12 protein-coding genes, 2 tRNA genes and 1 pseudogene are annotated in these 10962 nt (G+C 66.2%); 10 read left to right on the top strand and 5 right to left on the bottom strand.

Annotated elements, in window-relative coordinates; all coding sequences use genetic code 11:
- The 3 genes and pseudogenes from LI94_RS23270 to LI94_RS17810 all read left to right on the top strand — a co-directional run.
- Nucleotides 1-189 (top strand): annotated as a pseudogene (locus LI94_RS23270) (hypothetical protein); the annotation flags it as partial.
- 9 nt (nucleotides 190-198) lie between these two features.
- Nucleotides 199-939, top strand: coding sequence for a hypothetical protein (locus LI94_RS17815; RefSeq protein ID WP_046302026.1), 741 nt, complete (start codon nucleotides 199-201; stop codon nucleotides 937-939).
- Complete coding sequence (locus tag LI94_RS17810; RefSeq protein ID WP_046302025.1) at nucleotides 936-1685, top strand: hypothetical protein; 750 nt, start codon at nucleotides 936-938, stop codon at nucleotides 1683-1685. Before LI94_RS17815 ends, LI94_RS17810 begins: the two co-directional genes overlap by 4 nt.
- Before the next feature lie 139 nt (nucleotides 1686-1824).
- On the opposite strand, the gene LI94_RS17805 is transcribed toward LI94_RS17810, so the two are convergent.
- Both LI94_RS17805 and LI94_RS17800 read right to left on the bottom strand, forming a co-directional pair.
- Nucleotides 1825-1897: transfer RNA gene (locus tag LI94_RS17805), tRNA-Arg, on the bottom strand.
- Between the two features lie 37 nt (nucleotides 1898-1934).
- A tRNA-Ser gene (locus LI94_RS17800) sits at nucleotides 1935-2023 on the bottom strand.
- Nucleotides 2024-2108: 85 nt separating this feature from the next.
- Between LI94_RS17800 and hisC the strand changes: the two genes are divergently transcribed.
- From hisC to LI94_RS17785, 3 genes are read left to right on the top strand one after another with little or no spacing between them, the layout of a single operon-like run.
- A complete protein-coding gene (hisC, locus tag LI94_RS17795; protein ID WP_046302029.1) occupies nucleotides 2109-3155 on the top strand; it encodes a histidinol-phosphate transaminase in 1047 nt (348 codons plus the stop codon).
- 12 nt (nucleotides 3156-3167) lie between these two features.
- Nucleotides 3168-3581, top strand: a complete 414-nt coding sequence (locus LI94_RS17790; RefSeq protein WP_046302024.1) for an SRPBCC family protein — start codon at nucleotides 3168-3170, stop codon at nucleotides 3579-3581.
- Between the two features lie 13 nt (nucleotides 3582-3594).
- A complete protein-coding gene (locus LI94_RS17785) occupies nucleotides 3595-4065 on the top strand; it encodes a DUF4334 domain-containing protein (RefSeq protein ID WP_046302023.1) in 471 nt (156 codons plus the stop codon).
- Here the strand turns inward: LI94_RS17785 and LI94_RS17780 are convergent.
- Together LI94_RS17780 and LI94_RS17775 are read right to left on the bottom strand one after the other, a co-directional pair.
- Entirely contained in the window at nucleotides 4047-5252 is a 1206-nt protein-coding gene (locus tag LI94_RS17780) for a TerC family protein (protein ID WP_046302022.1), read from the bottom strand. The two genes, LI94_RS17785 and LI94_RS17780, sit on opposite strands and share 19 nt — an antisense overlap.
- A gap of 56 nt (nucleotides 5253-5308) precedes the next feature.
- A complete protein-coding gene (locus tag LI94_RS17775) occupies nucleotides 5309-5884 on the bottom strand; it encodes a TIGR03086 family metal-binding protein (RefSeq protein ID WP_046302021.1) in 576 nt (191 codons plus the stop codon).
- Nucleotides 5885-5907: 23 nt separating this feature from the next.
- On the opposite strand from LI94_RS17775, the gene LI94_RS17770 reads away from it, so the two are divergent.
- The 4 genes from LI94_RS17770 to lipE are packed head-to-tail and all read left to right on the top strand — an operon-like array spanning nucleotide 5908 to nucleotide 9182.
- Entirely contained in the window at nucleotides 5908-6732 is an 825-nt protein-coding gene (locus LI94_RS17770; RefSeq protein ID WP_046302020.1) for a crotonase/enoyl-CoA hydratase family protein, read from the top strand.
- Complete coding sequence (locus tag LI94_RS17765) at nucleotides 6732-7055, top strand: multidrug efflux SMR transporter (RefSeq protein ID WP_046302028.1); 324 nt, start codon at nucleotides 6732-6734, stop codon at nucleotides 7053-7055. Before LI94_RS17770 ends, LI94_RS17765 begins: the two co-directional genes overlap by 1 nt.
- An 8-nt stretch (nucleotides 7056-7063) precedes the next feature.
- Complete coding sequence (locus LI94_RS17760) at nucleotides 7064-7933, top strand: acyl-CoA thioesterase domain-containing protein (RefSeq protein WP_046302027.1); 870 nt, start codon at nucleotides 7064-7066, stop codon at nucleotides 7931-7933.
- Between the two features lie 10 nt (nucleotides 7934-7943).
- A complete protein-coding gene (gene lipE, locus LI94_RS17755; RefSeq protein ID WP_046302019.1) occupies nucleotides 7944-9182 on the top strand; it encodes a lipase LipE in 1239 nt (412 codons plus the stop codon).
- Nucleotides 9183-9366: 184 nt separating this feature from the next.
- On the opposite strand, the gene gjpA is transcribed toward lipE, so the two are convergent.
- Nucleotides 9367-10185: an outer membrane porin GjpA gene (gene gjpA, locus LI94_RS17750; RefSeq protein ID WP_152664867.1), complete on the bottom strand. Its 819-nt coding sequence runs from the start codon at nucleotides 10183-10185 to the stop codon at nucleotides 9367-9369.
- Nucleotides 10186-10962 lie beyond the last annotated feature (777 nt).

Below are 10962 nucleotides of genomic sequence, written 5' to 3'. Positions count from 1 at the left end.
CGGCAGCGTCAGATGTGTATAAGAGACAGGTCCAACGCCGATGTCAGCCCGCTGATTTGGCTGTGCGCGTGCATTTCCGTCGTCATCTTCGCCTATGGTTCGGCCCGATCCTGGCAGGCCAAAGCCGCATGGTTCACCAGCAGCAAACGGTCGGCGGCCGAACCCAATCCCCCTCAAGCCCTGTCGTGAGAGCATCCGATGACGTCCGGAACCATTGTCAGCACCTTGGTAGTCGTCGCCTATAGCCTCTGGGTTCGCCGCGACACCTGGTGGACGCGCTGGGAGAACGCCGCCACCTTCGCGTTAGCACTGGAAGCCTGTGCGCTGCTACTGATGTCGCCGTGGGCCGGGGTCAAGCTCGGCCCGGTGCTGCACAACGGGCTCGGGGTGTGGAACGTTCAGCAGATGATCGGGCACCTGTGCCTGATCCTGGCGGTGACGGCGAACATCTATCACATGCTGGTGCGCCTCGCCGATCCCGTTCAAGTGCGGTTCATCATGCGCCGCCAGCTGATGATCCCGATCTGGCTGGGCATTGCCGTGATGGTGCCGGCCTACCTGCGTTCCGACCAGGACTACCAACCCGATGTGTTCGCCGCACCCCGCACCGACACCTGGATGACGGTGTACCAATTGGTCGGCTGCGCCCTGGTGATCTACCTCAGTGGCTATGTCACCCGGCTGATGCTGGCGCTGCGGCACGATCCGCGCGCCAAATCCACCATCGACCTCTACCTCGTCTCGATGGCGTTCGCCACCGCCGCATGCCTGATCGTTCTCGCGTCGACGTGGGTCGACGGGGACAACGCCAGCAGCGGGATCTGGCTCTGTATCTGTTTGGCGGTGGGCACTTTCGCCTACGGGTCCGCGCGATCCTGGCAGGCCAAGAGCTCCTGGTTCACCGCCAACGGCGACGAGAAGGTGATCGGCGCACAATGACACCTGCGTTCATCGTGGCCACCGCAGCGATGGTCACCTACTGCCTGTGGGTTCGGCGCGACACCTGGTGGTCGCGCTGGGAGGTCGGCGCCACCTTTGCCATCGCGATGGAGGGGCTCGCGCTGATCTTGTTGACGCCGTGGGCGGGCACCGAACTGGGCCCGCCGCTGCACAGCGTCACCGGACTGTGGAACGTCCAGCAGGTACTCGGATGGCTGTGCCTGATCGCCGGCATAGTCGGCAACATCTATCACATGCTGGTGCGGCTCACCGATCCCGCGCACGTGTGGCCGATCATGCGCAAGCATCTGCTGGTGCCGGTGGGCTCGGGTGTCGTGGTGGTACTGATGGCCTTCTTCAACACCGACCGAGGTTTCCAGCCAGATTTGTTCGCCGCTCTGGGCGGTGATCACTGGGTGACCGTCATCGAGGTGGCGAACGCCGCCCTGGTGCTGTTCCTAAGCGCCTATGTCGCGCGGCTGATGTTGTCGCTGCGGAAGGACCCACGAGCCAGGACAACGCTCATGCTGTACCTGGCGGCAATGACTTTCGCGGCAGTGGCCTGTGTCGCGGCGGTCATCTCGATCTGGTTCGGCGGCTATGCCGGCACTGTCATCTGGATCGGCGTCTGCCTGTCTGTGGGCACCTTCGCCTATGGCCTGGCGCGGTCCTGGCGGGCCAAGAGGGCCTGGTTCGCGCCGGACACCTCGGCGCCGCGCAGCGATAGACGCAGCGGCCGGTCCTAGCCGAAGGCGGGTGGCGACGCCTGCGCTGTCGAGTTCGGCCCAATTCGAGAGATGCCGCGGCCGGAGCGGCCACAACCGGCAAGACCCGGCCCACCACACAGAAAAGCCCCGGCCGCAGCCGGGGCACTCTGTCACAATGTGCGCCCGAAGGGATTCGAACCCCCAACCTTCTGATCCGTAGTCAGATGCTCTATCCGTTGAGCTACGGGCGCCTGTCTTCAGTTGTCGGTCGAGCAAGCCCGGCCGTTGCGGAGGCGAGAGGATTTGAACCTCCGGTCCCCCGTAAAGGGGACAACTCATTAGCAGTGAGTCCCATTCGGCCGCTCTGGCACGCCTCCCGAACTCGTTGAGGGTACCGGATCACTCCCCCAGTTCTGAAACGCGGGGGCGTAGGCCGCCAACGACACACATATGCTGTGGTCCGTGACCGCCAGACTGCGCCCGGAGATCGCCGCGCTGCCGGCCTATGTCGAGGGCAAGTCGGTCCCAGGATCGATCAAACTCGCCAGCAACGAGACGGTGTTCCCCCCGTTGCCGAGCGTGGCCAAAGCCGTCGAAGCCGCCCTGGCCACCACCAACCGCTATCCGGACAACGGCTACGCCGCCCTGCGCACCCGACTGGCCGAGCACGTCGGGTTCGGCCGGGAGCACGTGGCGGCCGGCTGCGGATCGGTGAGCCTGTGCCAGCAACTCATCCAGATCAGCGCCGGAGCCGGCGACGAGGTGGTGTTCGGCTGGCGCAGCTTCGAGATCTATCCGCTGCAGGTCCGCACCGCCGGCGCCGTTCCGGTGCAGGTGCCGCTGCGCGAGCACACCTACGACCTGGACGCGATGCTGGCCGCGGTCACCGAGCGCACCCGGCTGATCTTCGTCTGCAACCCGAACAACCCGACGTCCACCGTCGTCGACCCCGACGCGCTGGAGCGGTTCGTCGCCGCGGTGCCACCGCACATCCTGATCGCCATCGACGAGGCCTACGTGGAGTACATCCGCGACTGCCTGCTGCCCGACAGCCTGGGACTGGTCCGGCGCTACCCGAATGTGGTTGTGCTGCGCACGTTTTCAAAAGCCTACGGGCTGGCCGGTCTGCGCCTGGGCTACGCGGTCGGCGATCCGGAGATCATCACCGCACTGGGCAAGGTCTACGTGCCGTTCACGGTGTCCAGCGTGGCGCAGGTCGCAGGAATCGCCTCCCTGGACGCCGCCGAGGAGCTGATGGCCCGCACCGATGCGGTGGTTGCCGAGCGGGCCCGGGTGTCGGCCGCACTGCGTCAAGCCGGGTTCGAGTTGCCGGATTCGCAGTCCAACTTCGTGTGGTTGCCCCTGGCCGAGCGCACCGCCGACTTCGTGGCCGCCGCTGCGGCGGCGCGCATCGTCGTCCGCCCCTACGGACAAGACGGAGTCCGGGTGACCATCGGCGCGCCGGAGGAGAACGACGCGCTGTTACGGTTCGCACAGACGTACCGCTGAGGAGGAACTGACATGCACGCGACCGCGACTGCCACCGTCGCCGCATCTGCGGCTCAGGTGTGGGCGGTGCTCTCCGACTACGAGGGCATGTCCAGCTGGGCCCCCGGACTCAAGATCACCGTGATCCGGCCGGGCACACCCGAGCCCCACGGCGTCGGCGCCCAGCGTCGCATCCAGGCGGTGCCCGGTATGGCGCCGCTGGTGGAGGAGATCATCGCGTTCGAACCCGATCAGCGGCTGAGCTACCGGGGCGTCTCGGGTATTCCTTTCCGCAACTACGTCGGCAACGTGGCCCTGCGGTCGACCGGATCCGGCACCGAGATCAGCTACACCGTCAGCGCCGACAACCGCCTGCCCGGGGTGGCCGCGGTGCTGGCGAAGGGACTGCTGTTCGGCCTCAAGCGGGCCGTGAACAAGGCCGCCTGAGAGGATCTGCAGCATGAGTGAGGAACTGGCCCGCGAGACGTTCAATGCGCTCAAGGAGCGCACCGACCAGATCCCCGACGCCGAGATCGACGCGTTCTGGGCGACGCTGCCACCGGCCACCGTCGAGCAGATGATCGGCGAGTGGCGAGGCGGGGAGTTCGTCACCGGCCACAAGATGAACGGGCTGCTGGACAAGGCCCGCTGGTTCGGCAAGACGTTCAATTCGATCACCGACGTGCAGCCCCTGGTCTGTCTGGACGAAGACGGCAACAAGTTCTCCAACACCCAACTCGGTAAGGGCGAGGCGAGCCTGTGGGCCGAGGAGTTCCGCGGCGAGGTGGTGGCGACCATGGTCTACGACGGTCAGCCCACCCATGACCACTTCAAGCGGGTCGACGACAACACCGTGCTGGGCATCATGAACGGCAAGGGCGGCGTGTTGGATAACGGCCGGTACTTCTACTTCTACCTCGAGCGGATCTGATCGTTCTCGTTGGTCTGATGCTCGGCGGTGGCACGGTCGAGTAGATCGACCAGCCCCGGATCCTCGCGAACCACCTGCCCGTCGCCGGGAGCGAGTTCCACGATCTGACCGCACTCGTCGAGCAGCCTCCCAAAGAGCCGCTCCCGATCGGCGGCGCTGTGGTCGGCTCCGCCGTCCAGGTAGGCCGTGGCGTACCGCCGGGCGTTGGCCATCGCGGTCTGCGTCCTGCCACGGCGGCTCAGCAGCGAGACGGCGATGGTAACCGCGAGCACGGCCACGATCACCACCAGTGACACGCCGGTGCCGATCTCGGCGACGTCAACCGGTTCTGCGGAGTTGATGAACGGCACGTTGTTCTCGTGCAGGCCGTGCAGGATCAGCTTCACGCCGATGAATCCCAGGATCACCGACAGCCCGTAGGACAGATAGACGAGACGATCCAGCAGGCCCTCGATCAGGAAATACAGCTGTCGCAGTCCCAGTAGGGAGAACGCGGTCGCGGTGAACACGATGTAGGTGTCGCGGGTCAGGCCGAAGATCGCCGGCAGTGAGTCGAGCGCGAAGATCACGTCGGTGCCGGCGATGGCGATCATCACCAACAGCATCGGGGTCATCGCCCGGCGTCCCGCGACCGTCGTGAACAGCTTGTCGCCGTCGTAGTGCTCGGTGGTGTGAATGACCTTCCGCGCCAGCCGGATGGCCACGTTGTCGGCTTTGAGGGCCTCGTCACCGCTCGCCGAGCGCAGCATGCTGCCCGCCGTCAGCAGCAGGATCAGCCCCAGGAAGTAGAAGGCCCACGCGAAGGTGTGGATGAACGCGGCGCCGAGGAAGATGAAGCCGGTCCGGGCGATCAGCGCCATGACGATTCCGAACAGCAGCACCTTCTGCTGGTCGGCGCGAGGCACTCGGAAGCTGGCCATGATGACCAGGAAGACGAAGAGGTTATCGACCGAGAGCGCCTTTTCGGTGAGATACCCGGCGAAGTACTCCGAGCCGGCGTCCTTGCCGCCCAGGACGAACATGCCGACCCCGAACAGCACGGCGACGCCGACGTAGCCAGCGGACCAGCACGCGGCTTCCCGCAGCGTGGGAATGTGCGCCTTGCGGACATGCATGAAGAAGTCGAACGCCAGCAGCCCCACCAGGCCGACGATCGTCAGTGCCCATAACCATCCGGGAATGTCCATGTGCCGTCCAGGTTAGGCCGTGGGACCGACGCTGGGCTGGCCAGCAGGTTGCCAGGCTATGACCGTCCGGTAAAGGCGATCAGCTTCTGCAGGGCCGATGCCGAATCGGGGACGTCGACCGGGTCATCGAATCCCGCTCGCACCCGGCCCGCCGGGGTGATGATCGCGTGCGCCCGGCTCAGCACGTATTCGGCCACTGGTTCGGCCACCTGCACCGTGCGGCCCGTCGCCGTCGCGTAGTCCCACGCGTGCACCAGGAATTCGAGCGCCAGAATGCCCACCGCCATCGTCGCCGGCAGCTCGTTGGGGCCGATCGCGACGGTGCCCTGCAGGCCACGTCGGTGCCAGGCGTCCAAAGCGGGCCGGGCCGCGGCGATGACCCGCCGTTCCGGCGACTCGGCGGTGTCGCTGTCCGCGAACACCGCGCCGGCCGCGCCGCCCAGGACGCGGATGGAGTACAGCAGATGCTCGGTCAGCGCTGCGACGTCGAACTCCGAGCACGGCGTCGGATTGGACAGTTCGTCACTGCTGATGTGGTGCAGCACCTGCGCCAGCACCGCGAGGGCGGCTTCAGCGCCGGCCAGCTCGTCGGCCGGGGGTGCGTCGGGACCGGGTCGTAGATCGGAGGTCATCAGCCCACGCTACGGTCTGGAGTATGGCCGAGACCTATGAATCCGTCATTGTCGAGATCACAGACCACGTCGCCCAGGTCACGCTCATCGGACCCGGCAAGGGCAATGCGATGGGCCCGGCGTTCTGGGCGGAACTCCCGGAGGTCTTCGCCACGCTGGACGCCGACCGCGGCGTGCGGGCGATCGTGCTGACCGGCTCCGGCAAGAACTTCAGCTACGGGCTGGATCTGGCCGCGATGGGCGGCACCATGACACCGATGCTGGCTGACGGGGCGCTGGCCCGGCCGCGGGCGGACTTCCACCGCGAGCTGCAGCGCATGCAGGGTGCGATCACCGCGGTGGCCGACTGCCGCACCCCGACCATCGCCGCGGTCCAGGGCTGGTGCATCGGCGGCGGGGTCGATCTGATCTCGGCGGTCGACATCCGCTACGCCGCCGCGGACGCCAAGTTCAGCGTGCGCGAGGTCAAACTGGCCATCGTCGCCGATGTGGGCAGCCTGGCCCGGCTTCCACTGATCCTGTCCGACGGTCACCTGCGTGAACTCGCGCTGACCGGCAAGGACATCGACGCCGCGCGGGCCGAGAAGATCGGCCTGGTCAACGACGTCTATGCCGACGCCGAGGCCTGCCTGGCCGCCGCACACGCCACCGCGGTCGAGATCGCCGCCAACCCGCCGCTGACCGTGGCCGGGGTCAAGGACGTGTTGGACGAGCAGCGCACCGACCGGGTGGCGGCCAGCCTGCGCTATGTCGCGGCGTGGAACTCGGCGTTCTTGGCGTCCAAAGACCTGATGGAGGGGATCGGCGCCATCATGGGCAAACGCAAGCCCGAATTCACCGGCGAGTGATGGCCTGGCTGCTGCTGTTGGGGGCGATCGGTTTCGAGGTCGGCGGAACGCTGTCGATGCGCGCCTCCGACGGCTTCAGCCGATGGCAGTGGGTGATCCCAGTGGCCGTCGGCTACGTGGTGTCCTTCGTGCTGCTGGCCATGGTGCTCAAACGTGGCATCCCGGTGGGAGTGGCGTACGGAGTCTGGTCGGGCATCGGGGTGGCGCTGACCGCGGTGCTGGCCCGCTTCCTGTTCCACGATCCCTTCACGCCGGCGATGGCCGGCGGCGTGGTACTGATCGGGGCCGGGGTGTATCTGATGGAGATGGGTGCGCACGCGTGAGCCACGACATGCCGCACCGCCAGCCGGACCTGGCCGACATCATCGCCACCCTTGAGGTCGACCGCATCGACGACGAGCACTTCGTGGCCACCCAGATGGACAACCCGGCCCACCATATCGTCGGCGGACACATCGCCGGCCAGGCGCTGATCGCCGCCAGCCGCACCGCGCCGGGCCGGGCGCCGCACAGCCTGCACGTCTACTACCTGCGGGCCGGGGACGCCCGCCGCCCGGTCGACCTGCACGTGGAGGTGGCACGCGACGGCGGGACGCTGTCGACGCGCCAGGTCACCGCACGCCAGGACGGCCAGATCCTGCTCGAAGTGCTGTCGTCGTTCACCACCGCCGTCGACGCACCCGAATACCAGCAGCCGATACCGGAAGTTCCCGACCCGGATTCGCTGCCGACGTCGCAGGAGCAGCACGCTGCCTACGCGGGCGAACTGGGCGGTTATTGGGTGCAGCCGCACCCCTTCGAGCTGCGCTACGTGGACGCGCCCCCGCGGATCGCCATGGAGGGTGACGAACCGTCGCCGCGGCTGCGCATGTGGTGGAAGCCGTCCGGCGCTGTGCCCGCTGATCCCGCGATGCACAGTTCGCTGCTGACCTACCTGACCGGCACCAAGATGGTCGAGGCGGCGCTGGCCATGCGGCGAGCCAACCAGGCCAGCACGTTCAACGCGCTGATCGACCACGCGCTGTGGTTCCAGCGGCCCGTCGATCTCTCGGACTGGGTGCTCTCGGACCAGTTCACGCCCAGCGGCATCGCCGGGCGCGGACTGACGAACGCGACGCTGTACAACCGGGCGGGGCAGTTGGTCTGCGTGGCGACCCAGGAACTCTATTTCGGGCGGGGCCAAGCTCGGCGGCACACGTAATCTGGCGGGCATGACACCTGACGGCACGATCCGTATCCCCGCCGACCTCGACGCCGTCACCGCTATCGGCGACGAGGACCACTCCGGTATCGACCCGGCCGCCGTGGACCGGATCTGGCAGGCCGCCCGGCACTGGTATTCCGCCGGCCTGCACCCCGCGATCCAGTTGTGCCTGCGCCACAACGGCCGCGTGGTGCTCAACCGGGCGATCGGGCACGGCTGGGGTAACGGTCCTTCGGATCCCGCTGATGTGGAGCTGGTCCCGGTGAGTGTGGACACGCCGTTCTGTGTGTACTCGACTGCCAAGGCCATCACCAGCACCGTGATGCACATGCTGGCCGAGCGCGGCGCCTTCGCCCTGGATGATCGGGTCAGCGACTATCTGCCGGACTACGGCCGACACGGCAAGCAGCGCACCACCATTCGGCACGTGATGACGCACAGCGCCGGGGTTCCGTTTGCCACCGGCCCCAAGCCCGACCTCAATCGCGCCGACGACCCGGAGTACGCGCAGGCGCAGCTGGCCAACCTGCGGCTGGTCTACCCGCCCGGGTTGATGCACATGTACCACGCCCTGACCTGGGGGCCGCTGACCCGCGAGATCGTGCGCGCGGCCACCGGCAAGGATATCCGCGACGTGCTGGCCACCGAGATCCTGGACCCGCTGGGATTCCGTTGGACCAATTATGGCGTTGCCCCGCAAGACATTCCCTTGGTGGCACCCAGTCATGCGACAGGCAAGCAGCCGACCGGCGCCGCGGTGGCGGTGTTCCGCAAGGCGATCGGCGGGTCGGTGTACGAGATCATCCCGGTGACCAACAGCCCGTTCTTCCTGACCACGGTGGTGCCGTCGTCGAACACCATCTCCACCGCGTTCGAGCTGTCCCGGTTTGCCGAGATCTGGCGCCGGGGAGGTGAACTCGACGGGGTGCGGGTGCTGTCGCCGGAGACGCTGCGCGGCGCCACCGCCCAATGTCGGCGATTGCGGCCCGACGTCGCCACCGGGCTGGCGCCGCTGCGGTGGGGAACCGGTTTCATGTTGGGGTCCAAGCGGTTCGGGCCGTTCGGCCGCGGTGCGCCGGCCGCGTTCGGGCATCTGGGCCTGGTCAACTGCGCCATCTGGGCCGACCCGGAGCGGGGACTGTCGGCCGGGCTGATCTCCAGCGGCAAGCCAGGCCAGGACCCGGAGGTCAAGCGCTACACCGCGCTGATGGACCGGATTGCCGCGGAGATCCCGCGGGTCTGTTGAGCGGGGCGACGCCGTGCGGGAATTGTCGGAGCCTGGGCGCAGGCCTTGATAAAGCACATGGTCGTCGCAACCTCTTGTCACGAGGTTGCGACGACCATGCGAACTCATCGGCGCCAGATTCAGTTAGGCACACCCGGTTGGGCTGGCAGCCGTGCCACTGAGGCAACCCGGCTGCCGAATCCTCTTAGACCGTGTCGACGTCAAGCGCCGCGGTGACAAGATCCATCAAGTTGGTCAATGCACCGGACAGACCGGCCGCTTGTCCCAGGACGTCGGCAGAACCGTCGCCAGGGAAGCCGAAGCCGAGGGCATTGAAGATCGATCCACCGGTACCCAGGTTCTCGGTGAAGTCGGCGGAGTCGCCGATGGTGACGCCCTCGGTGAGAAGTCCGCCTAGCGCGAGGTCGAACGAGACCAGGCTGCCGGACGGGAACATGCCGGTGTCTTCCAGCATGGGTATCGCCCAGTCGAGGTTAAGGGTGGTGCCGTTCAGGAAGGCGTCGAAGGCGTTCCCGGGCACGGCCATCAAGCCCGCTAGCGCCTGTTCGTAATCGTTGTTGCCCAGGTCAGTGACGACGGCGTCGAGATTGTTGTAAACCTCGACCAGAGGGCTCAGCGCCGGCCCGAGCACACCGAGCAGCACTCCACTGACTGGCGAAGCCGCGAAATTGAGCATGGCCAGCATTGTGGGGTCGTCGATCGTCGGGGTACCGTCCCCGAACGGCGGGATCCCGTTGAGGCTGGCCCACAAGAATCCGTGGGTCAGGTCGAGCGTGTACGACGCCGCAGGCTGAACCAAGCTGTAGTCCAGGGGGTCACCCAGGAACGTGGCCACCTGGAAGGCGGCAGCTGTGCCGGCGAGCTCTTCCACTGCCGTGCCAGCGGTGAGCTGGATTTCCGGAGATTCTGAGCGGGCGACGAGGGGAGCTACGGGTGCGGCGATCGCCCCGGCGGTTACCAGTGCGATACCGGCGGTCGCGCATGATTGCAGCAATACGGGCATGAGACGGGGTCTCCTTCTCTTCTTAAGTAGACTATCCACCCTTTATGTGAATGTCTGTGCGGGAAGTTAAACTGTAATCTGAGAGTTTGTCAAGCACAGTCTGTATAGGCGATTAGATCGGGACACCACTCCACGCCCTCCGGATCGCTCGCGCAGGCTGGTGCGCGCGGGCAGTCGACGCACCCAGGCGGGCGGACAGGCTGCATATCCCAGGGGCACGCGCGCGCCGGTACTTGCAGTCGCGCCGGGGCAAGGAATGGCGTACAAGGGAGCTCCTTCGGAGATGGGGACCCAGCGCCCGAAGCCTAACTGTGGGTGAGCTGAAAATCTCCACCCCAGGTGGTTCGATCCTCAAAACCTGACGCGTCGCCAGCAGCCGGCAATCACTCGACAGAACAAAGCGGCAGGTAGACCCGTCGAACTGCATGAGTAGCAACGTTATTGTAGTTGCTACATGGTTCGATTGGAAATTACCGTCAAGTAAGAACTGAAACACGTTCACTACGCGTCATTTTGCGTTATTGACCTGCAAACACCACTCTGAACTGGGATGGGTGGAGCGGCCCGGAGGGCTCTCGCCGGCGCTATAGAAACAGATGTCAATCCACTGGCAGGCGGCGAGCGTGTTTAATCAGGCAAACTTTCGCTAGCGCCAACGCCGATGCCTATTGGGCTAGTAGCACGCGACGCGATAGCGTCCCGCTGATTGGTGGACTTCGGATCTGGCGTGGTTCACGCGTTGCGATCAACGAGTCATGTTGAACGCTAGGCGATTTG

Source organism: Mycobacterium sp. UM_Kg27, assembly GCF_000972905.1.
GTDB lineage: Bacteria > Actinomycetota > Actinomycetes > Mycobacteriales > Mycobacteriaceae > Mycobacterium.
The sequence above is the reverse complement of the archived record's forward strand: the minus strand, read 5'-3'. Positions and strand labels throughout refer to the sequence as shown.

Coding starts and splice junctions, on each gene's coding strand:
- LI94_RS17760 (WP_046302027.1), top strand. CDS start 7,064: ATGCCGCACCGCCAGCCGGACCTGGCCGACATCATCGCCACCCTTGAG.
- LI94_RS17815 (WP_046302026.1), top strand. CDS start 199: ATGACGTCCGGAACCATTGTCAGCACCTTGGTAGTCGTCGCCTATAGC.
- LI94_RS17810 (WP_046302025.1), top strand. CDS start 936: ATGACACCTGCGTTCATCGTGGCCACCGCAGCGATGGTCACCTACTGC.
- LI94_RS17790 (WP_046302024.1), top strand. CDS start 3,168: ATGCACGCGACCGCGACTGCCACCGTCGCCGCATCTGCGGCTCAGGTG.
- LI94_RS17780 (WP_046302022.1), bottom strand. CDS start 5,252: ATGGACATTCCCGGATGGTTATGGGCACTGACGATCGTCGGCCTGGTG.
- LI94_RS17770 (WP_046302020.1), top strand. CDS start 5,908: ATGGCCGAGACCTATGAATCCGTCATTGTCGAGATCACAGACCACGTC.
- lipE (WP_046302019.1), top strand. CDS start 7,944: ATGACACCTGACGGCACGATCCGTATCCCCGCCGACCTCGACGCCGTC.
- LI94_RS17785 (WP_046302023.1), top strand. CDS start 3,595: ATGAGTGAGGAACTGGCCCGCGAGACGTTCAATGCGCTCAAGGAGCGC.
- LI94_RS17775 (WP_046302021.1), bottom strand. CDS start 5,884: ATGACCTCCGATCTACGACCCGGTCCCGACGCACCCCCGGCCGACGAG.
- gjpA (WP_152664867.1), bottom strand. CDS start 10,185: ATGCCCGTATTGCTGCAATCATGCGCGACCGCCGGTATCGCACTGGTA.
- LI94_RS17765 (WP_046302028.1), top strand. CDS start 6,732: ATGGCCTGGCTGCTGCTGTTGGGGGCGATCGGTTTCGAGGTCGGCGGA.